18 protein-coding genes are annotated in these 25,396 nt (G+C 61.2%); 2 read left to right on the top strand and 16 right to left on the bottom strand.

Features of this window, described 5'->3' with window-relative positions:
- Positions 1-2 precede the first annotated feature (2 nt).
- Both ACESWY_RS08530 and ACESWY_RS08535 read right to left on the bottom strand, forming a co-directional pair.
- Complete coding sequence (locus tag ACESWY_RS08530; RefSeq protein WP_006235019.1) at positions 3-239, bottom strand: acyl carrier protein; 237 nt, start codon at positions 237-239, stop codon at positions 3-5.
- Between the two features lie 51 nt (positions 240-290).
- A complete protein-coding gene (locus ACESWY_RS08535) occupies positions 291-1,250 on the bottom strand; it encodes a 3-oxoacyl-ACP synthase III family protein (protein WP_055309399.1) in 960 nt (319 codons plus the stop codon).
- A 176-nt stretch (positions 1,251-1,426) separates the two neighbouring features.
- Between ACESWY_RS08535 and ACESWY_RS08540 the strand changes: the two genes are divergently transcribed.
- On the top strand, positions 1,427-2,203 hold the full coding sequence (locus tag ACESWY_RS08540) for a biotin--[acetyl-CoA-carboxylase] ligase (RefSeq protein WP_158554570.1): 777 nt from the start codon (positions 1,427-1,429) through the stop codon (positions 2,201-2,203).
- Positions 2,204-2,319: 116 nt separating this feature from the next.
- On the opposite strand, the gene rpsJ is transcribed toward ACESWY_RS08540, so the two are convergent.
- The 10 genes from rpsJ to ACESWY_RS08590 form a co-directional block, all read right to left on the bottom strand.
- Complete coding sequence (gene rpsJ / locus ACESWY_RS08545) at positions 2,320-2,628, bottom strand: 30S ribosomal protein S10 (protein ID WP_022094184.1); 309 nt, start codon at positions 2,626-2,628, stop codon at positions 2,320-2,322.
- Positions 2,629-2,688: 60 nt separating this feature from the next.
- The gene (fusA, locus tag ACESWY_RS08550) at positions 2,689-4,788 is read right to left on the bottom strand and encodes an elongation factor G (RefSeq protein WP_022094183.1); all 2,100 of its coding nucleotides are present in this window, start codon (positions 4,786-4,788) and stop codon (positions 2,689-2,691) included.
- A 19-nt stretch (positions 4,789-4,807) separates the two neighbouring features.
- Positions 4,808-5,281 (bottom strand): 30S ribosomal protein S7, encoded by a 474-nt coding sequence (rpsG, locus tag ACESWY_RS08555; RefSeq protein ID WP_006235013.1) that lies wholly within the window; start codon positions 5,279-5,281, stop codon positions 4,808-4,810.
- Between the two features lie 73 nt (positions 5,282-5,354).
- Positions 5,355-5,732, bottom strand: a complete 378-nt coding sequence (gene rpsL / locus ACESWY_RS08560; RefSeq protein WP_006235012.1) for a 30S ribosomal protein S12 — start codon at positions 5,730-5,732, stop codon at positions 5,355-5,357.
- A 712-nt stretch (positions 5,733-6,444) separates the two neighbouring features.
- Positions 6,445-10,920, bottom strand: coding sequence for a DNA-directed RNA polymerase subunit beta' (locus tag ACESWY_RS08565; protein WP_172677957.1), 4,476 nt, complete (start codon positions 10,918-10,920; stop codon positions 6,445-6,447).
- A gap of 6 nt (positions 10,921-10,926) precedes the next feature.
- The gene (rpoB, locus tag ACESWY_RS08570) at positions 10,927-14,418 is read right to left on the bottom strand and encodes a DNA-directed RNA polymerase subunit beta (protein ID WP_443984554.1); all 3,492 of its coding nucleotides are present in this window, start codon (positions 14,416-14,418) and stop codon (positions 10,927-10,929) included.
- Between the two features lie 287 nt (positions 14,419-14,705).
- Complete coding sequence (locus ACESWY_RS08575) at positions 14,706-15,614, bottom strand: UTP--glucose-1-phosphate uridylyltransferase (RefSeq protein WP_373094048.1); 909 nt, start codon at positions 15,612-15,614, stop codon at positions 14,706-14,708.
- A gap of 313 nt (positions 15,615-15,927) precedes the next feature.
- Complete coding sequence (gene rplL / locus ACESWY_RS08580) at positions 15,928-16,305, bottom strand: 50S ribosomal protein L7/L12 (RefSeq protein ID WP_006235005.1); 378 nt, start codon at positions 16,303-16,305, stop codon at positions 15,928-15,930.
- Positions 16,306-16,407: 102 nt separating this feature from the next.
- Positions 16,408-16,929, bottom strand: a complete 522-nt coding sequence (gene rplJ, locus ACESWY_RS08585; RefSeq protein ID WP_117646079.1) for a 50S ribosomal protein L10 — start codon at positions 16,927-16,929, stop codon at positions 16,408-16,410.
- A 506-nt stretch (positions 16,930-17,435) separates the two neighbouring features.
- Entirely contained in the window at positions 17,436-18,572 is a 1,137-nt protein-coding gene (locus tag ACESWY_RS08590; RefSeq protein WP_373094051.1) for a pyridoxal phosphate-dependent aminotransferase, read from the bottom strand.
- A 93-nt stretch (positions 18,573-18,665) separates the two neighbouring features.
- On the opposite strand from ACESWY_RS08590, the gene ACESWY_RS08595 reads away from it, so the two are divergent.
- Positions 18,666-19,325 (top strand): hypothetical protein, encoded by a 660-nt coding sequence (locus ACESWY_RS08595; protein WP_373094053.1) that lies wholly within the window; start codon positions 18,666-18,668, stop codon positions 19,323-19,325.
- 1 nt (position 19,326) lies between these two features.
- Here the strand turns inward: ACESWY_RS08595 and ACESWY_RS08600 are convergent, their stop codons facing one another.
- From ACESWY_RS08600 to feoB, 4 genes are all read right to left on the bottom strand, one after another.
- Positions 19,327-19,890: a DNA-deoxyinosine glycosylase gene (locus tag ACESWY_RS08600; protein ID WP_195568931.1), complete on the bottom strand. Its 564-nt coding sequence runs from the start codon at positions 19,888-19,890 to the stop codon at positions 19,327-19,329.
- Between the two features lie 3 nt (positions 19,891-19,893).
- Positions 19,894-21,270 carry an alpha-amylase family glycosyl hydrolase gene (locus ACESWY_RS08605; RefSeq protein WP_373094055.1) on the bottom strand — a complete coding sequence of 459 codons (1,377 nt, stop codon included), beginning with the start codon at positions 21,268-21,270 and terminating at the stop codon, positions 19,894-19,896.
- A 153-nt stretch (positions 21,271-21,423) separates the two neighbouring features.
- Complete coding sequence (locus tag ACESWY_RS08610) at positions 21,424-22,620, bottom strand: MFS transporter (RefSeq protein ID WP_346979492.1); 1,197 nt, start codon at positions 22,618-22,620, stop codon at positions 21,424-21,426.
- Between the two features lie 120 nt (positions 22,621-22,740).
- Positions 22,741-25,152: a ferrous iron transport protein B gene (gene feoB, locus ACESWY_RS08615; protein ID WP_373094057.1), complete on the bottom strand. Its 2,412-nt coding sequence runs from the start codon at positions 25,150-25,152 to the stop codon at positions 22,741-22,743.
- Positions 25,153-25,396: the final 244 nt, after the last annotated feature.

The following is a 25,396-nucleotide window of genomic DNA, read 5'->3' on the forward strand; positions in this document are numbered from 1 at the left end:
CTCTACTTCTCCAATGCCGCCTCGACCGTATCGGCGAACTCGCCGACCGTCTTGGGGTTCTCCTCGGTATCGAGCTGGATGCCAAACTCGTCCTCGACGGCGACGAGGATCTCGACGGTGCCCAGGCTGTCGAGACCAATCTCCTCGAGCGTGGACTCGGGCTTCATCTCAACGTCGTCAAGACCAGCGGTCTCGCGGATAACGTCGCAAACGCGCTCGAAGGTCTTCTGATCTGCCATGGTAGTTCTCCTTTGGTTGTGCCCTAGGGCGTTTTTATTTCCTATGTGCGACTACTTCCAACGAAGCAGATAGCCACCTATATCCAGACCGGCGCCAAATCCAACCAAGGCGATCGTGTCGCCCGTGTGAAGTGCACCGGCGTTTGCCAGCCGGTCGAGGGCAAGCGGAATGCATGCGCTCGAAATGTTGCCGGTCTCGCGCAACGTGCGAACCACACGCTCGTCCGGCACGCCCAGACGCTTGACCGCCTGGCTCAGGATTCGTTCGTTAGCCTGATGGAATACAAAATGATCGATGTCTTCGACCAAAATGCTCGCATCGATCGCAAGCTTATGGACCGTGTCACAGATGGCGTTGACGCCGAACTTGAACACGCGGCGGCCATTCATGGACAGCACGCTCGCGCTATCTGCGGAAGCCTTAAACGGCGAGGTACCGACCAGACCGGGAACGCGCAACGTCTCGACGTCGGGCGCCGTCGAAAGCTCAACGGCAAGGGGGTTGTCTCCCCCAGCTTCAATCACTGCGGCGCCTGCCCCATCGCCAAATAGCACGCAGGTGGCACGGTCGGTCCACTCGAGCGCGCGCGTCATCTGCTCGGCAGCAACAACAAGCACGCGCTCGGCACGGCTGCGGGCGATATAGCCCTCGGCGACATCGAGCGCAAATACGAAGCCGGCACAAGCCGCCGAGACATCGAAGGCAGGGCACGTCGCGCCTAGTCGCTCAGCAACGGCACACGCCTCGGCGGGAACAAGGTGGTCACCCGTCGTCGTCGAGCAGACGATCAGATCCAGCTGGCTCGCGTCGATTCCGGACACCTGGAGTGCCCGCTCGCTCGCTGCTACGGCAAGGTCGTCAAGTGACTCGGTGGTGCAGACGTGGCGGCTCTTGATACCTGTGCGAGTAAAAATCCACTCATCCGAGGTATCGAGGAACTCAGACAGCTCGTCATTGGAAACACTGCGCTCAGGAAGTGCCGAACCTGTTCCAAGAATCGTGAAACCCATCACTAACCTCCTTTGAGTTGTTGACGTGTTTACATCGACCAAGAGAGGATAACGCATTTCAGTCTTTGTTGACGTGTTAACATTAAATTGTCCAAATGCGACAAAGGCTTCACATTGTGTCTATCTCTCGACACCATTGCGTCATTCACTTATTCAATAAGGAGGTAGCAGCCGCTATGGATGCCCAATTAACGATTGTCGATGTAACCGGATCGACCAACGATGACCTGCTCGAGGCAGGAAAACAGGGTGCGCCGCACGGCACAGGACTTGCCGCCCGCGCGCAAACGGCAGGACGCGGCCGGCGCGGCCACAAGTGGGATTCAACCGCCGGCAACCTATTGCTTTCGATTGTCCTGCGTCCATGCGTTAATCCCGCAAAGTACTCTGGTCTTGCCGCCGTCAGCGGCCTAGCGGTGCTCGAAGCACTCGAAAAGCAAGGCCTTGCAAGCGAAATAGCCCTCAAGTGGCCCAACGACCTGGTCGCGCGAGGACGCAAGCTCGGCGGCATTCTGGTCGAGGCCGCACGCGATAACGAAGGCAAACCTTTCGCCGTCTGCGGCATTGGTGTCAACGTAAACTACACGCCCCAAGAGGTGCCCGATGGCGGCCTGGCGGCAATTGGCCTCTCGGACCTCAACGAGAGCGTTCCCGCCGTCGACATGCTCCTCGATGAGGTCTATCACGCAGTTATAGACGCTGTAGATACCTGGGCAGAGCGCCTCAACGCCATGGAAGAAAACGCCGGACCGCTCGCGCCCGTCCACGACGAATATGTCGCACACCTCAATTGGATTGGGGAGCACGTTATCGCCCGCTCCCCCGCTGGAGACGAGCTGGCACGCGGCATATTTAGAACGGTCGACGATTGCGGCCGCGCAAGCATTGAGACCGAGAGCGGCTTGTGCGTCTTCCACTTCGAAGAAGCGTCCTTGCGCCCCCTGAGCGAATAGGGCGCCGCAGCCATCAGCTCGGCAGACGAATTCGCTATCCCAAAATCTAAACTCAAAACAAAAGAGCCCCGCTACCAAGATGGCAGCGGGGCTCTATAAGCTATGAGCGATATCGCTTAGAGCTTGATGTCGATGTCGACGCCAGCGGGGAGGTCGAGACGCATGAGCGAATCAACGGTGCCCGAGGTGGGGTCGAGGATGTCGATGAGGCGCTTGTGGGTGCGCATCTCGAACTGCTCACGGGAGTCCTTGTTCACGTGCGGCGAGCGGATAACCGTGTACAGGTTGCGCTCGGTGGGCAGGGGGACAGGACCGGAAACGCGAGCGCCGGTCTTCTGAGCGGTCTCGACGATGAGCTTCGCGGACTGATCGACGACCTCGTGATCATAGCCCTTGAGGCGAATGCGGATCTTCTGGGTAGCCAACTTAAACCTCCAAAGAGTGCGAGAGATGTTCTCGCGGATTACGTAACAGGGAGCTCGAACTTAGGCGTTCTTGCTCATGACCTCGTCCACGATGGACTTGGGCGCGGGCTCATAAGAGTCGAACTGCATCGTGTAGGATGCACGGCCCTGGGTCTGGGAGCGAAGGTCGGTAGCGTAACCGAACATCTCGCCCAGCGGCACCTTGGCACGGATGAGCTTGCTGTTCTTGCGATCCTCCATGCCCTCGATCTTGCCGCGGCGACCGGAGAGGTTGCCCATAACGTCGCCCATGTACTGCTCAGGGGTCTCGACCTCGACAGCCATGATCGGCTCGAGCAGCTGCGGATCGGACTTCTTGAGGGCGTCCTTGATAGCCATGGAACCGGCGATCTTGAAGGCGGCCTCGGAGGAGTCGACCTCGTGGTAAGAACCGTCGAACAGGGTGACCTTAACGTCGAGGACCGGGAAGCCGGCGATAACACCGGTGTTCAGGGCCTCCTGGATGCCCTTGTCGATGGACGGGATGTACTCCTTGGGCACGACGCCGCCGACGATAGCGTTGACGAACTCGTAGCCGAAGCCCTCCTCCATCTTCTCGAGCTTGATGACGGCGTGGCCGTACTGACCGCGACCGCCGGACTGACGGACGAACTTGCCCTCAGCCTTCTCGACGTCGTGACCAGCGGTCTCGCGGTAGGCAACCTGGGGCTTACCAACGTTAGCGTCAACCTTGAACTCGCGGAGCAGACGGTCGACGATGATCTCGAGGTGCAGCTCGCCCATGCCGGCGATGATGGTCTGGCCGGTCTCGTGGTTGGTGGACACCTGGAAGGTCGGGTCCTCTTCGGCGAGCTTGGTCAGAGCCAGGGACATCTTGTCCTGCTCGGCCTTGGTCTTGGGCTCGATGGCAACGTCGATAACGGGCTTAGCGAACTCGATCTTCTCGAGGACGATCTCCTTGCCCTCGGCGCACAGGGTGTCACCGGTGGTGGAGTTCTTGAAGCCGACGCAAGCGACGATGTCGCCAGCGGCAGCGTCGTCACGGTCGATACGCTCGGCGGCGTTCATCTCGAGGATGCGGCCGAGGCGCTCGCGCTGACCGTTGGAAGCGTTGACCACGTAGGAGCCGGACTCGGCGCGGCCGGAGTAAACGCGGACATAGGTGAGCTTACCGACGAACGGGTCGGTCATGATCTTGAAGACCAGGCCGGAGAAGGGCTCGTCGAAGGAAGGATGACGCTGAATCTCCTCGCCGGTGTCCGGATCGGTACCGGTGACGGCCTCGACGTCGAGCGGGCTGGGCAGGTAGTCGACGACAGCGTCGAGCAGCTCCTGAACGCCCTTGTTCTTGTAGGCGGAACCCACGAAGACGAGGTTGAGCTCGTTGGCCAGAACGCCCTTGCGCAGAGCAGCCTTGAGCTCCTCGACGGTGAAGTCCTCCTCCATGAGAATCTTCTCCATGAGCTCGTCGTCAAAGCTGGCAGCAGCGTCGAGGAGCTCCTCGCGCTTGGTGGCAGCGATGTCGGCAAACTCAGCCGGGATCTCGTCCATCGGCTCGGGGTAGGTCATGCCCTTCTCGTCGGCCTTGAAGTCCCATGCAGTCATGGTGACCAGGTCGATGACGCCCCAGAAGTTGTCCTCGGCGCCCATCGGGACCTGAGCGGCCACGGCGTTAGCGTCGAGACGATCCTTCATGGTCTCGATAGCGTTGAAGAAGTCAGCGCCCACGCGGTCATACTTGTTGATGAAGGCGATGCGGGGGACGTTGAAGGTAGAAGCCTGACGCCAAACGGTCTCAGACTGGGGCTGAACGCCGGCAACGGCGTCGAAGACGGCGACAGCGCCATCGAGGACGCGCAGGCAGCGCTCGACCTCGGCGGTGAAGTCAACGTGGCCCGGGGTGTCGATGATCTGGATGCGGTAGTCCTTACCGTCCTTGTTCCAGAAGCACGTGGTAGCAGCGGAGGTAATGGTTACGCCGCGCTCCTGCTCCTGAACCATCCAGTCCATGGTGGCAGCGCCCTCATGGACCTCACCGATCTTGTGGGTCTTACCGGTGTAGTAAAGAATACGCTCGGTCGTGGTGGTCTTACCGGCATCGATGTGGGCCATGATGCCGATGTTACGGGTATCGGAAAGCTTGTACTTAGGCTTAGCCATGTTAGTTCCTTACCTTAACTTACCAACGATAGTGAGAGAACGCGCGGTTGGCCTCGGCCATCTTGAAGACGTCCTCACGCTTCTTGACGGAAGCGCCCAGGCCGTTGGAAGCGTCGAGGATCTCGTTGGCGAGACGCTCGGCCATGGTCTTCTCCTTGCGAGCGCGGGAGAAGTTGACGATCCAGCGGATACCCAGAGCGGTGGAACGACGGGAGTTGACCTCCATCGGGACCTGATAGGTAGCGCCACCGACACGCTTGGGCTTAACCTCGAGCGTGGGCTTGACGTTGTCCATAGCCTTCTTGAAGGTAGCGAGAGCGTCGCCACCCTCGGACTTCTCGGCAACGATCTCGAAAGCGGTGTAAACGATGCGCTCAGCGGTGGCCTTCTTGCCGTCAAGAAGGACCTTGTTGATGAGCTGAGTCACCAGGCGGTTGTTGTAAACGGCGTCAGGCTGAACCTCACGACGATTAGCTGCTGCACGACGCGGCATGTGAAATCTCCTTAAGTGTCTACCGTGCGGCGCTTAGGCGGCACACGGCGAAAGTATCAAAACGTTATCTGGCTTATTTGGCCTTGGGGCGCTTAGCACCGTACTTGGAACGGGCCTGCATACGGTTCTGGACCGGAGCAGCGTCGTAGGCGCCACGGATGACGTGATAACGGACACCAGGGAGGTCACGGACACGACCGCCGCGGACGAGCACGATGGAGTGCTCCTGCAGGTTGTGGCCCTCACCCGGGATGTAAGCAGTAACTTCGATGCCGTTGACAAGGCGAACACGGGCAACCTTACGAAGAGCCGAGTTCGGCTTCTTGGGGCTCGTGGTGAAGACGCGGGTGCACACGCCGCGCTTCTGGGAGTTGTGCTGCAGAGCAGCGTTCTTGGACTTCTTGGGCACGGAACGACGGCCCTGGCGAACCAGCTGGTTAATAGTAGGCAAAGCGTACTCCTTCTCGAATGATTCCAGCTTTCTGTAAAGTGCAACGGCTTGAATCGAGGGGTCAGCATCCCCCTACGAAACACGCAGTTCGATAGGATACGTGGCGTTAGCTGTGCCGTCAACAGACCACGCCGCCGGGCGTATCCCAAAATTGGCACATTTCCGCAAAGCCTACACAAAAGGAATCCCTTCTGCTGTGCGCGTGGGCGGATTCCCGGACCGGGCCGGGAATCCGACGTGCTTGTCGGGGCAACGTTCCCTTCCAAATAGGAACAGGTTTATTTTGGTCGGTTTTATCTGGGGAAACGTCGCGCTCCAGCGTTGATCTGCTCTCATCTGTCGCATGGAAATCGGCGGCGTCTTCGGAAGTATGCGGCAAATTTTGATCTTGCTGAGCGCACAGGGGTTTTGCGATAACAAACCTGCAGGTAGAGCGCTTGAGCATATGCGGTGTGGTCGACCCATCAAGATTTTGACGCATACTTCCGAAATCGCACCTCAAAATGATCCGTTTTCCTCCGTCCCCAAGGGGTTAACGAAACGCAACAGGTTGAGCGCGCATAAGCGAGCGGCCCCCAGAGCGTACAAGGTGGCATGAAAAAGGCAGGGCATTGACCTTTTGGTCATGCCCTGCCTTTTGAATGACAGATTGTAGCTCTGGGGGCTGCGCAGCGACGGAGGTCGCCGCCGTTCGTTAGAACGGCGGAACTAGTTACTCCTCGTCGTTGTCCTTGGCCTCTTCGGCGTCGTCGGTGTCCACGAGCTGGTTGAGCAGCTCGTCGAGGGAAGCCATGTCCTCGTTGATCGCACCGTTGGCGGGAGCCTTCTTGTCGTCGATCGGGGCGCCCAGGAGCTCCTCGTCGGCGTCAGCGTGATGCGTCGGAGCGGAGGTACCCAGCAGGATGTCGTCCGGACCGTCGGGGCTAAAGACCATCTGCAGCAGCTGCGAGAGGTCTTCCTCGTCGGCAACGTCGTCGTTGTTCTCGAGGATGTAGAGCAGGTCGTGGGCCTCCAGGCCATCACGGAGCTCCTCGATCGCCTTGGCACCGATGCCATCGATGCGCAGCAGATCCTCCTCGGACTTGCCGACCAGGTCGCCGACCGTCTCGATGCCGACCTCGCTGAACTTGTTGGTCCAGCGCTGCGACACGCCCAGGTCGTCGAACAGGTACAGGCGAGCCTTCTCGGCGGAGATGGTGTGGCCGTTGCGGGTGAACGAACCGTCAGCACCACCAAACTCGTCGTAGCCGGCCCAGTCGAGCTGCTGCGGGAGCTGCTCGTCCAGGTCCTTGAGCTCAACCGGAGCCCACTCGGGCAGCGACTTGGCGTTGGGCGAAGCCGGGCCGTCGATGTCCACGTAGCCGTCGGCCGTGCGATACGTCAGCTTGGCGTTGGCGTACGGCTTGAGGCCGGTACCGGCCGGGATCTTCTTACCGACGATGACGTTGGACTTAAGGTCGAGCAGGTGGTCGACCTTGCCCTCGATGGCAGCCTCGGTAAGGACGCCAGCGGTACGGATGAACGAAGCGCTCGACAGCCAGGAGTCGATGTTGGACGCGACCTTGAGCGTACCCAGGATGACGGGCTCAGCCACGGGAGCCTGACCGCCTAGACGGGCAACGCGCTCGACCTCGTCGGCAAACTCGTAGCGGTCGACGTACTGACCAAGCAGGTACTTGGAGTCGCCGGGGTTGGTGATCTGAACGCGACGCAGCATCTGACGTGCGAGCACCTCGATGTGCTTGTCGTTCAGGTCGACGCCCTGGCTGGTGTAGACGTCCTTGACGCTCTCGACGAAGGTGTGCATCGTCGACTCGATGTCGGTCAGCTTGCGCAGGTTGCGGAAGTTGACGAAGCCCTTGGTGATCTGGTCGCCGGCGCGAACCTCGCAGCCGTCCTCGATCTCAGGCATGAAGCGCACCGAAGCGGGGACGCGACGCTCGTCGAGGACACGGGTGTGATCCTCGGAGTCGGTGAGCGTCAGCACGTACTCGGACTTCTCGGGCTTAATCGAGAGGTGACCGGAGTACGGAGCCAGCTCGGCCTCGCGACCCAGAATCTTCTCGTTGACGTTGCCGACGATATCGAACATACGGCTGACCGTAGGCAGACCCTGCGTAATATCGTCGACGCCAGCGACGCCGCCGGAGTGAATGGTACGCATCGTAAGCTGCGTACCGGGCTCGCCGATGGACTGGGCGGCAATAATGCCGACGGCGGTACCGATGGCGACCGGACGACGAGTGGAAAGATCCCAGCCGTAGCACTTCTGGCAAACGCCGTACTTGGAGCGGCAGGTGAGCAGCGCGCGGAGCTTGACCTTCTTAAGGCCGGCATCGACCATCTTCTGGATGTCGGCGACCTTCTCGATGTAGCCGTCCTGCTCAAAGAGTACGGTGCCATCGGGAGCCACGACGTCCTCGATGAAGCAACGGCCGACAAGGTCGGTGTTGAGGTCGGTGGTGCCGGGGATGATGAGGTTGTAGGTGACGCCCTCGTGCGTACCGCAGTCCTCCTCGCGGACGATGACGTCCTGGGCCACGTCGACCAGACGACGGGTCAGGTAACCAGAGTCCGAGGTGTGGGATGCGGTATCGACCAGGCCCTTACGGGCGCCGTAGGTCGAAATGAAGTACTCAAGCGGCAGCAGGCCCTCGCGGAAGTTCGCCTTAATGGGAAGGTCGATCGTCTCGCCGGACATGTCTGCCATCAGGCCACGCATGCCGCCGAGCTGACGCAGCTGGGTCTTAGAACCACGGGCGCCGGAGTCGGCCATCATGTACAGCGGGTTCTCCTCGTCGAACATGTCGAGCATGAGCGCTGCAACCTTATCGGTACAAGCGGTCCACTCGTTAACGACTTCGATGTGGCGCTCCGTCTCGTTGATGAAGCCCTCCTCGAAGTACTCGTTGATCTGGTCGACGTTGGCCTGGGCGCGGTCGAGCAGCTCCTGCTTCTCGGCAGGGATGAGAGCGTCCCACACCGAGATGGTGAGGCCGGCGCGGGTAGCGTAGTGGAAGCCGGAGTACTTGATGGCGTCGAGGATCGGGCCGACCTTGGCCTCGGGGTAACGATCGCAGCAGTCCGCAACCAGCTTGGCCACATCGCCCTTGACCATCTTGTAGTTCATGAACTCATAGTCTTCGGGCAGGCACTGGCGGTTGAAGATGATGCGGCCGATAGAAGTCTCGAAGCGCGCGGTCTTGTTGCCGGTGACGTCGTAGTCGACAAACTCGTTCTTGCCGTTCTTGACGCGGAAGATACGGGTGCCGTCCTCGTTGATGACATTGGCATCGGCAGCGGACACGCGGACCTGGATCTTGGCCTGCATGTCGACCTCGGAGCGGCAGTCATAGGCGTGCAGCGCGTCGTCGAAGCTCGAGAACACGTGGTTCTCGCCCGGCAGACCCTCGCGAACCTGGGTGAGGTAGTACACACCGATGATCATGTCCTGCGAAGGGATGTTGACCGGCTTGCCGGATGCCGGCGAGCGCAGGTTGTTCGCAGAGAGCATGAGCACGCGGGCCTCGGCCTGAGCCTGGCTGGACAGCGGCACGTGGACAGACATCTGGTCGCCGTCGAAGTCGGCGTTGAAGGGCGAGCAGACCAGCGGGTGCAGGTGGATAGCCTTGCCCTCGACCAGCACCGGCTCAAAGGCCTGGATGGACAGACGGTGCAGGGTCGGTGCACGGTTGAGCAGCACGACGCGGCCGTCGATGACCTCTTCGAGGATATCCCACACAAAGGTGGCACCGCGGTCGATAGCGCGCTTGGCGCCCTTGATGTTCTCGACCTTGCCAAGCTCGACCAGGCGCTTCATGACGAAGGGCTTGAAGAGCTCCAGCGCCATGGTCTTGGGCAGACCGCACTGGTGCAGCAGCAGCTTGGGGTCGGTAACGATTACCGAACGGCCGGAGTAGTCGACACGCTTGCCCAGCAGGTTCTGACGGAAACGACCCTGCTTGCCCTTGAGGGCCTCGGCGAGCGACTTGAGCGGGCGACCGCCACGGCCAGAGACCGGGCGACCACGACGGCCGTTGTCGAACAGGGCGTCCACGGACTCCTGGAGCATGCGCTTCTCGTTATTCACGATGATCGCAGGGGCGTCCAGGTCGAGCAGGCGCTTGAGTCGGTTGTTACGGTTGATCACGCGACGGTACAGGTCGTTGAGGTCGGACGCGGCGAAGCGGCCACCGTCAAGCTGGACCATCGGGCGCAAATCGGGCGGAATGACCGGAATGACGTCCAGGATCATGTTCGCGGGGCTGTTGCCGCCCTTCAGGAAGGCGTCAACGACCTCGAGGCGCTTAACGGCCTTCTCGCGCTTCTGCTTCTGGGAGTCCTCGTCGGCGATGATGGCCTTGAGCTTCTCGGCCTCGGAGGGGAGGTCGATGGCAGCGAGCAGGTCGCGGACGGCCTCGGCACCCATGCCACCCTTGAAGTACATGGAGTAGTAACGGGTCATCTCGCGGAACAGCGGCTCATCGGAGATGAGGTCGCGCTCGGAGAGCTTCATGAAGGCGTTGAAGGCGTCCGTGCGGAGCTGCTTCTCGTCCTTGCACTCTTCCTCGATGTCGACGATGCCGGAGGCAATCTCCTCGGGGGTCAGCGGCTCCTCGTCGGAGAACTCGTCAAAGTTCTCGGGGTTGCCCTGCTCCTTGAGGGACTCGATCTGGCGGGCGCACTCAGCATCGATCTCTTCCAGATCGGCGGCGAGCTCCTCGCGCAGGTCGTCAGCGTCGGCCTCGCGAGCCTCGTAGTCGACCTCGGTGATGATGTAGCTGGCAAAGTACAGAACCTTCTCGAGGTCCTTGGACTTGATGTCGAGCATACGGCTCATCGGGAAGCTCGTGGGGCTCTTGAAGTACCAGATGTGGGACACAGGAGCGGCGAGCTCAATGTGACCCATGCGGTCGCGACGCACCTTGGCCGAGGTGACCTCGACGCCGCAGCGCTCGCAGACGATGCCCTTAAAGCGGATGCCCTTGTACTTGCCGCAGGAGCACTCCCAGTCCTTGGCGGGACCGAAGATCTTCTCGCAGAACAGGCCGTCCTTCTCGGGCTTGAGGGTACGGTAATTGATGGTCTCCGGCTTCTTGACCTCACCGTGCGACCAGGAACGGATCTGGTCGGCGGAGGCAAGGGAGATCTTTACCGAGTCAAAATCAGTAGCTTCGAAATCTGCCACAGTCAACTACTCCTTATCAGTGGTCGTGGCGGCGACAGCCTCGGGTGCCTCGGCGGTCTCGGAATCCTGGGCCTCGACGTCGGCGTCAACGCCGGCGAGCGCAGCCAGGTCGTCGAGAGCGGAGGTCTCCTCGGCGGTCACAGGGGCGGAGGCGTCCTCGTCGGCATCGTGCATGGGCTCGATGTCCAGCGCGAGGGAACGGATCTCCTTGACGAGAACCTTGAAGGACTCGGGGATACCCGGAACCGGGACGTTCTCGCCCTTGACGATGGACTCGTAGGTCTTGACGCGGCCCACGGTATCGTCGGACTTGACGGTCAGGATCTCCTGCAGGACGTTGGAAGCACCGTATGCGTACAGTGCCCAAACTTCCATCTCGCCGAAGCGCTGGCCGCCGAACTGAGCCTTGCCGCCCAGCGGCTGCTGGGTAACCAGGCTGTAAGGGCCGGTCGAACGGGCATGAATCTTGTCGTCGACCATGTGGCCGAGCTTGAGGATGTAGGACGTACCCACGGTAATGGGCTCGCGGAACTCCTCGCCGGTGCGGCCGTCGAACAGACGGGTCTTGCCGCGCTCGTCAAGCTGGGTGACAAACTCGGGGCGCATGTGATCGCCAAAGGCAGCGGTGGCCTTGTTGAGCATGTTCTTGTTGGCACGACGGATGACCTCGGCGATCTCGTCCTCCTTGGCGCCGTCGAAGACGGGCGTCGAGACGAAGAACGGACCGGGAACATACTTGTCGGAGTCGGCATCCTCGGTATCCCAACCGCAGGCAGCAGCCCAGCCAAGGTGGCACTCGAGCAGCTGGCCGACGTTCATACGCGAAGGAACGCCCAGCGGGTTGAGGATAACGTCGATCGGAGTACCGTCAGCCATGTAGGGCATGTCCTCGACCGGCAGAACGTTACAGATAACGCCCTTGTTGCCGTGGCGACCGGCGATCTTATCGCCCTGCTGGATCTTACGACGCTGGGCGACGTAGACGCGCACCTGCTCGTTGACGCCGGGGGCCAGGTCGTCGCCGTTCTCGCGGCTAAAGCGGACGACGTCGATGACGCGGCCATAAGCGCCGTGAGGCATCTTAAGGGAGGTGTCGCGAACATCGTGAGCCTTGGCACCGAAGATGGCGCGCAGCAGGCGCTCCTCGGCGGTCAGAGCACTCTCGCCCTTAGGCGTGACCTTGCCGACCAGGATGTCGCCAGGGCCGACCTCGGCGCCGATGCGGATGATGCCGTCCTCGTCGAGGTTGGCAAGCATGTCCTCGGAGAGGTTCGGGATCTCGCGGGTGATCTCCTCGGGACCGAGCTTGGTGTCGCGGGCGTCGATCTCGTGACGGGTGATGTTGATGGTCGTCAGCAGGTCCTCGGCCACCAGGCGCTCGGACACGACGATACCGTCCTCGTAGTTAAAGCCTTCCCACGGCATGTATGCCACGGTGAGGTTCTGACCCAGTGCGAGCTCGCCATGATCGGTCGAAGGACCGTCGGCCAGAGGCTCGCCCTGCTCAACGGTGTCACCGACGCGCACGAGCGGACGGTGGTTGATGCAGGTGGACTGGTTGGAGCGCTGGTACTTGGCCAGGTGATACTCGTCCATGCCGCCAGCGTGCTTGACGATAATCTTGGAGGCGTCGGCAAAGATGACCTCGCCGGCGTTCTTGGCCAGGGTGACCTCGCCAGAGTCCAGGGCGGCGCGACGCTCCATGCCGGTACCGACATAGGGAGCGGCGGGGTGAACCAGCGGCACGGCCTGACGCTGCATGTTAGCGCCCATGAGCGTACGCTTGGCGTCGTCGTGCTCGAGGAACGGGATCAGCGTGGCTGCGACGGAGAGCATCTGACGAGGCGAGACGTCCATGTAGTCGACGTCCTCGACAGGCACGTCGGCGGGAGCGCCGAAGGAGCCGTCGAAGTCGCGGGTACGGGCGATCACGGTGTGCGGACGGACGATTTTGCCCTCGGCATCGGTCGTGATGAACTCGTTGGTCTTGGGATCGAGCGGCGTGTTGGCCGGCGCGATGACGTGCTTCTCTTCCTCGTCAGCGGTCATCCAGTCGATCTGGTCGGTAGCAACGCCGTTCTCGACACGACGGAACGGGGCCTCGATGAAGCCATACTCGTTAACGCGGGCGTAAAGGGCGAGCGAGCCGATCAGGCCGATGTTGGGGCCTTCGGGGGTCTCGATCGGGCACATGCGGCTGTAGTGCGAGTTGTGAACGTCGCGGACGGCCGTCGGCACGTTGGTGCGGCGGCTGGAGCCCGACTTGTGGCCGGCAAGACCGCCAGGGCCGAGTGCGGACAGACGGCGCTTGTGGGTCAGACCGGTCAGGGGGTTCGCCTGGTCCATGAACTGCGAGAGCTGCGAGGAACCGAAGAACTCCTTGATGGAGGCCACGATCGGGCGGATGTTGATGAGCGACTGCGGGGTGATCTCGTCGATGTCCTGGGAGCTCATGCGCTCGCGGACGACGCGCTCCATACGGCTCATGCCGATACGGAACTGATTGGCGACGAGCTCGCCGACGGTGCGGATGCGGCGGTTGCCAAAGTGGTCGATGTCGTCGACCTTGAAGCCCTGCTCGCCGGCAGCGAGGGACAGCAGGTAGCGCAACGTCGCGACGATATCCTCGTCGGTGAGCACCGTGACCTCTTCCTCGGTGGTGAGGTTGAGCTTCTTGTTGACCTTGTAGCGACCGACGCGGGCCAGATCGTAGCGCTGCGGGTTAAAGAGCAGGCCCTCGAGCAGGCTGCGGGAAGCGTCCACGGTGGGAGGCTCGCCCGGGCGCAGGCGACGGTAGATCTCGATGAGAGCATCCTCGCGGGTGAGGGCGGTATCGCGCTCGAGGGTGCGCTTGATCACATCGGAGTTGCCGAGCAGCTCGATGATGTCGTCGTTGGTGACGGCGATGCCAAGGGCGCGCAGGAACATCGTGGCGCTCTGCTTGCGCTTACGGTCGATGGAGACCATGAGCTGGTCGCGCTTGTCGACCTCAAACTCGAGCCAGGCACCGCGGGACGGGATGATCTGAGCCTTGTAGATCTGCTTGCCCGAATCCATCTCGGAGCTGTAGTACACGCCCGGGGAACGGACGAGCTGCGAGACGACGATACGCTCGGTACCGTTGATGATAAAGGTGCCCTGATCGGTCATCATGGGGAAGTCGCCCATAAAGACGAGCTGCTCCTTGATCTCGCCGGTCTCCTTGTTGGTGAGACGGACGTCGGTCAGAAGCGGAGCCTGATAGGTCATGTCCTTCTCGCGGCACTCCTCGACGGTGTGCGCGGGATCGCCAAACTGATGCTCGCCGAAGGTAACCTCGAGAACATGGTTCTGGCTCTGGATGGGGCTGGATTCCTTGAACGCCTCACGAAGGCCCTCGTCCTTAAAACGCTCAAAGGATTCCCTTTGAACAGAGATAAGGTTGGGGAGCTCCATGGCCTCCGGGATTTTCCCGAAGCTGACGCGCTTGCGCTCAGTGGCAGTGTATGCGTAGGTCACCAGGTTTTTCCTCCTTCACGGAAATGCTCGGTGGATTGGCGAGGCATGGCTTCGCCAGTTATCGCAACCTAATAGTTTATCAGGTACCGACCGTTGAGCAAGAAAAGCCTTGACGCGATTAAGTTTTTGGAGTAGCAAAGTTTTTCAACAGAAAAGGTGCAGGTAGATAGGTATGTATCGAACACCTGTTCATATATTTTCTGTGAACAGGGAGCCGGCAATCGCAGCTCTTATAAAAAACGGGTGCAGACCGAAGTCCGCACCCGTAAATGTTGATGCCCGAAGGCTTACTTGCGCATCAAACCGCCGCGCTCGTCGATGGCGTCCCAGAAGGCGCCGGCAAAGCGAGGATCGCTTGCGGCCATGAGGGCATTGGTGGCCATCCAGCCAGACGGGGTGCCGGTATCGTAGCCCGAGAGCGGGTCGATGACGACGGCGTACATGGCCTCGCGGTCGAGCGAGCGGGCCATGGCGTCGGTAAGCTGGATCTCGCCGCCCTTGCCGGCCTGCTGATCGGCGAGCAGGTCCATGACCAACGGGCTCAGCAGGTAGCGACCGACGATGTACAGGTTGGACGGAGCCGCCTCGGGAGCAGGCTTCTCGACCAGACCGCCGATGCGCCAAACGGCACCGGGCTCGTCGTCGGCAGCATTCTCGAAGCCCTCGAGCGAGCCAACGCGATCGCCGGCGATAACGCCGTAGCGGCTGACCTCCTCGGGCGAGCAAGCAGCAACGGCGATAACCGAAGCGCCGCCGTGCTCCTTGGAAACGGCGAGCATCTTGTCGCAAATGTCACGGTTAGGCACAACGTAGTCGCCCAGAAGAACCAGGAAGTTCTCCCCTGCCACGGCGTCGGCAGCAGAGCGGATAGCATGGCCGAGGCCCTTGGGCTCGTACTGATAGCGGAAGTCGACCGGCATACCGCCAGCGTGGGCGACGGCATCGGCATAGGCGTTCTTGCCGCGCTCGCGCAGCAGGTTCTCGAGCGAGCGGTCGGGCTGGAAGTAGCTCAGCAGCTCGGGCTTACCGGGAGAGGTAACGATGATGGCGTCGTCGACCTCCTCGGGGTCGAGTGCCTCCTCAACGACATACTGAATGACCGGCTTGTCGAGCACCGGCAGCATCTCTTTGGGCGTGCACTTAGTGCCAGGCAGAAAACGCGTACCAAGACCGGCGGCGGGAATGATTGCCTTCATGTTATTCAAGGATCCTTTCGCAGGCGCAGAGTGCGCCCTGTGCGTGCGGCACAGCGGCCGCAGACCAAATTGCGATACTGAAGTATCTTACCGCCGGAGACATACGTCGCCGTAAGGCAAACGCAATTCTTCAGCAGGTCAACGCAAATTATTGCCCGAATGGCGCAATTTTACGCCCCAGCGGTAATGGGATTGGCACGGCGAAGACAACGGTGTTCTGCGTGCCGAGCAATGGGAATGAGGGGCCAAAACAAAAAAGACGGGACTCGCATAGCGAGCCCCGTCTGCAAAGAAATCTGGCGAGAAAGCCTGATTACTTGAGGGTGACAGCAGCGCCAGCAGCCTCGAGCTTCTCCTTGGCAGCCTCGGCGTCCTCCTTCTTGGCACCCTCGAGAACAGCCTTGGGAGCGCCCTCGACGACCTCCTTGGCCTCCTTCAGGCCAAGATTGGTGAGCTCACGGACGGCCTTGATGACCTGGATCTTGTTGTCGCCGAAGCCCTCGAGCACGACGTCAAACTCGGTCTTCTCCTCGGCCTCAGCAGCGCCAGCAGCGGGAGCGGCGACAACGGCGGCAGGAGCAGCGGCGGAAACGCCGAAGGTGTCCTCGATAGCCTTAACGAGCTCGGAAGCCTCGAGAAGGGTCATTTCCTTAAGAGCATCGATGATCTCATCGGTGGTAAGCTTAGCCATTTCTAAGTCCTTTCGGTTTCCGTGTCTGTGCACGGAGATCAGTTAAAACACGGCGCGAACGCGCCAGGGGTGCGGCGTTGCCGCCGCGGGTGAAAACAGCAACTAGGCTGCCTTCTGCTCGGAGACCTGCTGGATCGAACGAGCGAGACCAGAGGAAACGCCGTTGACGCAGACAGCGATGTCGCGAGCGAAACCGGAGATGAGACCGGCAATCTGGCCGAGAAGCTGATCCTTGGTGGGCAGCTCGGCGATAGCCTTAACATCATCAGCGGAAACGGCCTTGCCGTCGGAGATACCGCCCTTGATCTCAAGGACGCCCTTGGACTTAGCGGAGAAGTCCTTAAGGGTCTTAGCGGCCTCGACCGGCTCGGTCTCGTAGAACACATAAGCGACGGGGCCGGCGAGGATCTCGTCGAGCTCGGGCTGCTCCTGGTTCTTGAGAGCGATCTTGACCAGGTTGTTCTTGTAGACCTTCATCTCGGCGCCGCACTCGCGAAGCTGATGACGCAGCTCCTGAGCCTGCTTAACCGTCAGACCGTTGTAGTTGACGACGAACAGACCGGCGTTCTCGGCGATACGGGACTCGATCTCTGCAACCTTGTCGATTTTGTACTGCTGGGGCATGAATTACACCTCCTCGAATTCTTTCCGGGCACGGTCCGCCACAAGGACGTGACGGGGGCATGTCCAAAAAGAAAGCCCCCGCGCTGCATGAGCGACGGGGGCGAGAAGACATATCTACTCGACCACCTCGGCTGGCGGGATATCCCATTAAGCTCGCGGGCAATGCCCGTTTGCACCGGCTGTCTCTGGCAGCGGATTCGTGCGTGAACCGAAAGTATTATGGCGGGGACCCCGGCGTCGGTCAACGGAAAACCGGGCTGCACACAATTCCACCATCCGGTCGCGCCGCCGAAGGCCGGGCGCAAGGTTTTCGCTCGGTCAGGTCCTGGGCTCGCTCGGAAAGCACATTAAGTGCTTTCCGGCTCGTGCGGAATCTACGAAAACCTTGCGCCCGGCCTTCGGCGGCGCGGCCTGCGGTGACTTTGGGGCAGCCAGGGTTGCCGTTGACCGGCACGCCCCACGCATAACCCTTATGTCGGTGGACTGATGTGTTGCGTCCCTGATGACTATAGGGTTGAGACGAAGGTGGATAGGCGGTGGAGGCCTTCGTCTAGGTCTTTGTCGGAGACGCAGTAGCTTAAGCGGATGTGGCCTTCGGTGCCGAAGCAGTCTCCGGGGACTAGGGCTACGTTGGCCTCTTCGATGGCTTTGATGCAGAAGTCTTCGCTGGTTAGGCCATACTGTTTGATGCTGGGGAAGGCGTAGAAGGCGCCTGCCGGCTCTACCACGTCGAGGCCCATGGCGTTTAAGGCTGCGAGCACGCGTTCGCGGCGGGCTCGGTAGACTTTGAGCATGGGGGTTGGGTCGACGGTCAGGGCTCGCGCTGCGGCGTCCATCTCAAAGGAGACGGCGCTCGATACTAGGTATTGGTGAGCCTTGGCAATCTCGGCGATGACGGGGGCTGCGGCTGCGAGCCAACCCAAGCGCCAGCCGGTCATGGCCCAGGGCTTGGAGAAGCTCTCGATGATGACCGTCTGCTCGCGCAGCTCCTGGTGGCGCTGGGCAAATCGCTCGTAGCCATCCACATAGACCAGACGGTTGTATACGTCGTCGCAGACTACGTAGATGCCCGCCTGCTCCGCTACGCGCGCCACGGCGTCGAGCGATGCCGCGTTGAGAATGCAGCCCGTGGGATTGTTGGGCGAGCAGATAACGATGGCCTTGGTCGCCGGGGTCACGCAGGCGCGAAGCGCTTCCTCGTCAATCTGAAATTGCGCGGGCTCCGTATCCAAAAAGACCGCTTTGGCGTGGTTGGCAACGACGATGCTCTCGTACAGGCCAAAGGCCGGCGTGGGGATGATGACCTCGTCGCCTGGATTGAGCATAGCCATAAACGTAGCCGACAGGGCCTCAGTCGCACCATCGGTCAGGATGACCTCGTCAGCAGAAAACGAAAGGCCCGCGTCGCCCATATATGCGGACAGCGCCTCGCGCAGGGCAGGGCGACCGTTGTTGGGCGGATAATGCGTGTCACCGCGGTCCAGCGCGGCGGTCACCTCGGCGCTAATCACGTCGGGCGTGGGAAAATCGGGCTCGCCGAGCGCAAGCGCGATGCACCCTGGGTGCTGGGCAGCGAGCGCGTTAATCCGACGGATGCCGGAGGGCTTGAGCGTGGCAAGCGAAGTATTCATGGGCAGGCGCATGGCGTTCCTTTCGTAAGGGTTGCACTAGGATAGCGCGGCGAGGCGCCGCCAGACGGTGTAACCTAAACGGAAACCAACCGGAAAGGAGGCGGCATGGAGACGATCGCGCGCGGCGATGTACCAAAAACGTTGCAGACCATTGCGTATATCAGCATTCCCGATAGCGCCGATCTTGAGTTTTTGCTTTGGGACCTCCAGGATGCCATCGCGGCCTATGCACAGCTTTCTGGCACCACGCTCCCCCGCCCGATCGATTTGGAAGCGGATGATGCCGGTGCAGTCGATGGCATCGTGCTAGCCATTGAAGATGTGGCTGACGATGAGACGTTGACAGCTATCGAGCAGGCGCTTGAGCGCTTTGGCGGTACGGGAACGCGCGTCTATGCCGCGATTCGAGCCGCACAAGAGGGCGCTAAGCAGGCGCGCGGGACCGCCGTTCGTCTGCACGAGGCATGTGAGCGCCTTGACCAATTGTGGTGTGGCGGCGTTGTCGTCTGTGCCGACAGCGGTATTGCGGCGCTTCGCCACTCCCCGCGTATGGGTCTCTTGCGTCGACCACTTTCAGAAGCGATGGATAAGCTTGTGGGCGCTGTGCGCATGGGCTGCTCCATTGAGCATGCGCAGCTGCTTGGCGGTGGCAATGCCGGTAGCGTCGATGCCGACGGCATGGTGCGCGCTAGGCCCGCTGTGCCCGCACTAATCTGGCGCGCCATCATCAAACGCCTCGGCGCCCGTGCCCAATCAGATATCTAAATTAGCGAGCGCCCCAGTCAACGGCCTCGCGCCAGCGCCCAACAAGACGCTCTAGGCGCCACGCCGCGTTAGCGGGACTAGTTGACGGCAATACGACAGCGGGCAGGCCTGTCCGCTCCTGTAGATAGCGCTTATAGAGGCGCCCCGCCGTACCTCCGTTGCATACCACCTGCTCAATAGGCGCATTGCCCGCAATGCGCTCGATATGTGCCGGCACAACGTTGCGAATGCTCGCGTCACTCGAGCCCTTGATGTCGCAGCTCCCGATCACGTCCCACAGGGCCACGCCGCCGTTAAGCAGCATGGAGCGCTTGGCGGCAATCGAGGCATCGAGCGTCGCAGGCTCACTGCCTGCCAAAAGGTCGCCCTCGTTGGGCGGCACGGACACACCGAGGCATGCGGCTATCACGCGCCAAAAGCGGTTCTGCGGATTGCCATAGTAGAAGGCATTGGCGCGCGAGAGCACCGAGGGAAACGACCCCAGCACCAAAACGCGCGAGCGCTCGTCAAACACGGGCTCAAACCCATGCTCAATATGTTGATAGCCCTCGTCCGTCGCGGCCACGAGCTAGACCCTCAGCAGATAACGCACCTCATAGGGCGCAAGTTCAAGGGAGCCCGGCAGCTCGACCGTGGGCACGTCGTCGGCAAGCAGGTCGACGAAGGAACCGTTGAGCTCGCCGGCGGTGAAGGTATAGGGCTCGTTCACGGCATTGACCGCCACGAGTACCGTCGCGTCATCGCAGGCGCGCTCGAACAGCAGCTGCTTGTTCTGTATCACCACGTTGCGGTACGCGCCGTAGTTGAGAGCACGGGCCGCCGCGTCGTCGGTCGAGCGCAGGTGCGCGAGCTGCTTGATGAAGGTCGTCAGCTCGTTGGGCGCAGGCTTATCGAGCGCAGGCCGCAGCGCCCAGTCGCCATCGGGACCGCCCTTTTCGCCGGCAATCCCCCACTCGCTGCCGTAGTAGACGCACGGGATGCCCGGCATGCCAAAGAGCATGCCATAGGCGGGACGCAGGCACGACTTGTCGGTGAGGATGCTTGCTAGGCGCGGCACGTCGTGGTTGTCGACAAACGACAGCAGGTGTTTGCCGCGGTAGATGCACCACGGGTCACCGCCAAACTGACGGTGCAGCGAGTGCGCGATCTCGAACATGTTGACCGAATTAAAGCTGGAGTACAGGCCCTTGTAGCACTCGTAGTTGGTGCAGGAGTCGAGCATTTCGTCGCTGACGATCTGGTTGTAGTCGCCGTGGAGCGTCTCGCCGATCAGCACAAAGTCGGGCTTGAGCTCACGGGTAAAGGCGTGCAGGCGGCGCATGAAGTCGCGGTCGAGCATATAGGCAACGTCCAAGCGCAGGCCGTCGACGCCAAAGACCTCGGCCCAGCGACGCACGGACTCAAGCAGGTAATCGACCACGGCGGGATTTTGCAGGTTGAGCTTCACAAGCTCAAAATGGCCCTCCCAGCCCTCGTACCAAAAGCCATCGCCATAGCACGAGTCGCCGTCAAAGCTGATGTGGAACCAATCCTTGTAGGGCGAGTCCCACTTGTGCTCCTGCACATCGCGGAAGGCCCAAAAGCCGCGACCGACGTGGTTAAAGACGGCATCGAGCACCACGCGAATGCCGTGGGCATGCAGCGTCTCGCACACGGCGGCAAAGTCGGCATCCCCACCCAGGCGACGGTCTATATGGCGCAGGCTGCGCGTGTCGTAGCCATGGCTATCAGACTCGAGCGGCGGATTGATGAGCACAGCACCGATGCCGAGCTCTTGCAGGTAGTCGGCCCATTGGGCGATTTTCATAATGGGAGCATCGGGGTTGGGCGCGGCAACGGCAGCTTGGGATAGTTCATCCTCGGCAACGGGGGCGGCGTTTTCGCGCGGAGCTCCGCAAAAGCCCAGCGGATAGATCTGATAGAACGTCGTCTCGTATGCCCACATAGCAACCTCCCGGTAAGCTCAACACAACGACATTCATTGTATGCCCAGCTTGTATCCTCTTCCCCAAAATAAGTTGCGGTGAAATAGTTCCTGCTTGGACCTTCAGAGGCCTTAAACAGGAACTATTCCACCGCAACTGATGAGGAAACGTGATTAGGCGACAGACTTTGCGCGGCGTATGGCCGGGAACATCACCGTGATAGCGAGGATGACGCCCACGACGGCAATCGACCCGCCCGCGAAGCCGATCCAGGCGATACCGGGACCCGAAACCACGGCTCCGCCGATCGCGGTACCCGTGCCAATGCCCAGATTAAACAGGCCCGAGAAGATCGACATGGCGACGGCCGACGAATCTGCCGGCGTGTGCTTGATGAGCTCGGCCTGAAACGCCACGTTAAAGGCCGTGGCGCAGCAACCCCACAGTGCGCAGACGGCAAGCACTGTCACGAGCGACGATGCGGCCGGCCCCATGAGCAGCAGGGCCACCGGCACGCCGGAGAGCGTGATAGCCAAGAACGGGAAGCGATGCCCATCGAACAGGCGGCCGAACAGCCAGCTTCCGAGCAGACCGGAGCAGCCGAACGCCGTCAGCGTCATGGTGATAGCGCTTGCGTCGACATGGGCGACCTGAGCCAGGAAAGGCTCGATATAGCTGTAGCTTGCGTAATAGCCGGTCGCCATGAAGACCGTGACTGCGTAGAGCGCGATGAGGAGCGGGTTCTTGAGCAGCTCGGGCAGCTGTCTGACGGTAAAGCGCTCACCCGCCGGCATGGCCGGGAACACCGCTGCCTGGTAGACGGCCGCGATGGCTGAGAGGCCCCCGACCACGGCAAACGTCATGCGCCAGCCCACGGCCAAGCCAATGGCGCGACCGAGAGGCAGGCCAAAGATTTGCGCGATGGACGAGCCCGTAGCGATCATGCTGATGGCGAGCGCGCCGTGGCGAGTGTCGACCAGGCGCGAGGCCATAATCGAGGCGACTGACCAGAACACGGCATGTGCGCAAGCGACCACCAGGCGCGCGCAGACCAGGATGGGATAGGTCGGCGCCACAGCGGACAGGAACTGACCGAGCGAGAACACGGCAAGCACGCCCAGCAGCATCCGCTTAAACTCGAAACGCGAAGCGAACACCATGAGCGGCAACGACAGCAGCATGACGCCCCAGGCATAGACCGAGATCATGATGCCCGCCTGGGCCTCGGTGAGCGAGAACGACGCGGCGATATCAGTCAAAAGGCCGATGGGCATAAACTCCGACGTGTTGAACACGAACGCACAGCAGGTGAGCCCGACGAGTGGGAGCCACTGCCTGAGCGTGATGCCGTCTTGCCTTGCCTGACTCATATATAACATCTCCAATCATTTTGAGCGGAGGCGATTATATAGCAACGGTCCCGCATCCGTCAGTAACGGACACGGGACCGAAACAATTCGATACACAGAGGTTGCGCCGTCAATAAATAACTAAGCCAACCCCAGTAATATGCCCGCCGAATGCACGACAAACGCCACGATCCAGGCGACCGTCACTTGAAACGCGAACACGGCAACGGCATAGCGTGCGCCCAACTCGCTCCTGACGGCGCCGATGGCCGCCACGCAGGGCGGGTACAGCAACGTAAAGACCAGGAACACGTAAGCGGTAAACGGCGAAAACATGGTCGACAGTGCCGCGGGCGAGGTCGCGCCCAAAAGCACGGTGAGGGTCGAGATGACACTCTCCTTGGCGATAAGTCCGGTGACGAGCGCCGTGGATGCGCGCCAATCGCCAAAGCCAAGCGGCGCCAGCGCCGGCGCGATGATGCTGCCGAGGCCCGCAAGCAGGCTTTGCGACTGATCGGCGACCACGTTAAAGCGGATGTCGAACGTCTGAAGGAACCAGATGACCACGGTCGCGGCAAAGATAATGGTAAAGGCCTTGGTGATGAAGTCCTTAGCCTTATCCCATGCCAGCATCACCGTCGTCTTGACGCTCGGCAGGCGGTAATTGGGAAGCTCCATGATAAACGGCACCGGGTCGCCCTTAAATGCAGTGCGGTTGAGCACCAAAGCCGCGATGCAGCCGACCACGATACCGATCAGATAGAGCGAGACCATGGCGGGGACCGTCGCCTGCGGGAAAAACGCCCCGCACAGCAAGCCGTAAACAGGCAACTTGGCTGAGCAGCTCATAAACGGCGTGAGCATGACCGTCATCTTGCGGTCGTGCTCGGATGGGAGCGTACGGGTCGACATGATAGCCGGCACGGTGCAGCCAAAACCGACGAGCATGGGCACGAAGCTGCGGCCCGACAGGCCAAAGCGACGCAGCACCTTATCCATGACAAAGGCCACGCGCGCCATGTATCCGGAGTCTTCCAGAATGGAGAGGAACAAAAAGAGCACGACGATAATCGGCAGAAAGGTCAGCACGCTGCCCACACCCGTAAGCACGCCGTCGACAGCCAGCGAGCGCACCACGTCGTTGGTACCGAACGCCTTGAGGCCTGCATCGGCCGAGGCGATGATGGTAGCGATACCGTCCTCCATGAGTCCCTGCAACGCCGCGCCGATCACGCCAAACGTCAGCCAAAAGACGAGGCCCATGATCACCAGAAACGCCGGAATGGCTGTGTAACGACCTGTCAGGATGCGGTCAATCTTGACGGAGCGCACGTGCTCGCGGCTCTCGTGCGGCTTGACGACGCAACGCCCGCACACGTCGCCGATAAAGCTAAAACGCATATCGGCCAGCGCAGATAGGCGGTCGGTGCCGGCCTCGCCCTCCATCTGGGTGATGATGTGCTCGATAGCGTCGAGCTCGTTGCGGTCCAGGTGAAGCGCCTCGGTCACCAGCTCGTCGCCCTCAACCAGCTTGGTCGCCGCAAAGCGCACTGGGATGTGCGCCGTCACGGCATGGTCCTCGATCAGGTTGGCAATGCCGTGGATGCATCGATGCAGCGCGCCGCCGTCCGGACCGTCGGGCGCGCAAAAGTCCAGACGGCCGGGGCGCTCGCGGAACCGCGCCACGTGCAAGGCATGATCCACCAGCTCGCCGATACCCTCGTTGCGGGCAGCGCTAATGGGGACAACAGGCACGCCCAACAGACTCTCGAGCAGGTTGACATCGATGGCGCCGCCGTTGGTCGTCACCTCGTCCATCATGTTGAGCGCAATGACCATGGGACGGTCGAGCTCCATAAGCTGCAGCGTTAGGTACAGATTGCGCTCGATGTTGGTGGCGTCGATGATGTCGATGATGGCGTCGGGATGCTCGTCGAGGATGAACTGACGGCTCACGACCTCCTCGCCTGTGTACGGCGACAGGGAGTAAATGCCGGGCAGGTCGGTAACGCTTGCCTCGGGATGGTTACGGATTGTGCCGTCCTTGCGGTCGACCGTCACGCCAGGAAAGTTACCGACGTGCTGGTTGGAGCCCGTCAGCTGGTTGAATAACGTGGTCTTGCCGCAGTTTTGGTTGCCGGCGAGGGCAAAGTGCAGCGGCGCGCCCTCGGGCACGGCCGTCTTTGCCGCACGGGGCGAATACGTCCCCTCGCCCAGCGCCGGATGCTCCGTCGTGCCGATTGCGGCGTTAGCGCGCGGACCTGTATCGGTGTCGTGAATACCCACGAGCTCGATGCGAGCGGCATCGTCCTTACGCAGTGTCAACTCGTAGCCACGCAGGCGGATCTCGAGCGGGTCACCCATGGGGGCGTACTTCATCATGGTGACTTCGGTGCCCGGCGTTAGACCCATGTCCAAAATATGCTGTCGGAGTGCCTGATCGTCCGATGCCACCGATGCGACAACGGCGTCCTTTCCAATCTCGAGTGTATCGAGCTTCACGTCCGTGTTCCTCCCCCGGCGCCCGCAGGGCGTTGTATTTATGTTCACCATGGCTAACCGTTTGCCATGGCTAACCAATTTTAAACTTACATGATAGCGTGAACACACAACGACGTTCAATCGACAGATTGCTGCAAGGAACGTCCCCAAGTGCCGGCACAAAAGGAACGTCCCCAAGTGCCGCATCTGGGCCATGGCAACGCCGATGTTTTGGCGCGGACAGACACTATGACCCAATCCGAGGGCACTAAAAAGATAGGAGCCCCCGCTCGTGGCCGCGGGTCGGGGCTGCGAC

This window comes from Collinsella aerofaciens ATCC 25986 (assembly GCF_964237925.1).
In the GTDB taxonomy this organism is placed as follows: domain Bacteria; phylum Actinomycetota; class Coriobacteriia; order Coriobacteriales; family Coriobacteriaceae; genus Collinsella; species Collinsella aerofaciens_BJ.

Bases quoted from the DNA above. Each gene is read 5' to 3' on its own strand.
- ACESWY_RS08530 (WP_006235019.1), bottom strand. From the start codon at position 239: ATGGCAGATCAGAAGACCTTCGAGCGCGTTTGCGACGTTATCCGCGAG.
- ACESWY_RS08535 (WP_055309399.1), bottom strand. From the start codon at position 1,250: ATGGGTTTCACGATTCTTGGAACAGGTTCGGCACTTCCTGAGCGCAGT.
- ACESWY_RS08540 (WP_158554570.1), top strand. From the start codon at position 1,427: ATGGATGCCCAATTAACGATTGTCGATGTAACCGGATCGACCAACGAT.
- fusA (WP_022094183.1), bottom strand. From the start codon at position 4,788: ATGGCTAAGCCTAAGTACAAGCTTTCCGATACCCGTAACATCGGCATC.
- rpsG (WP_006235013.1), bottom strand. From the start codon at position 5,281: ATGCCGCGTCGTGCAGCAGCTAATCGTCGTGAGGTTCAGCCTGACGCC.
- ACESWY_RS08575 (WP_373094048.1), bottom strand. From the start codon at position 15,614: ATGAAGGCAATCATTCCCGCCGCCGGTCTTGGTACGCGTTTTCTGCCT.
- rplL (WP_006235005.1), bottom strand. From the start codon at position 16,305: ATGGCTAAGCTTACCACCGATGAGATCATCGATGCTCTTAAGGAAATG.
- rplJ (WP_117646079.1), bottom strand. From the start codon at position 16,929: ATGCCCCAGCAGTACAAAATCGACAAGGTTGCAGAGATCGAGTCCCGT.
- ACESWY_RS08590 (WP_373094051.1), bottom strand. From the start codon at position 18,572: ATGCGCCTGCCCATGAATACTTCGCTTGCCACGCTCAAGCCCTCCGGC.
- ACESWY_RS08595 (WP_373094053.1), top strand. From the start codon at position 18,666: ATGGAGACGATCGCGCGCGGCGATGTACCAAAAACGTTGCAGACCATT.
- ACESWY_RS08605 (WP_373094055.1), bottom strand. From the start codon at position 21,270: ATGTGGGCATACGAGACGACGTTCTATCAGATCTATCCGCTGGGCTTT.
- ACESWY_RS08610 (WP_346979492.1), bottom strand. From the start codon at position 22,620: ATGAGTCAGGCAAGGCAAGACGGCATCACGCTCAGGCAGTGGCTCCCA.
- feoB (WP_373094057.1), bottom strand. From the start codon at position 25,152: ATGGTGAACATAAATACAACGCCCTGCGGGCGCCGGGGGAGGAACACG.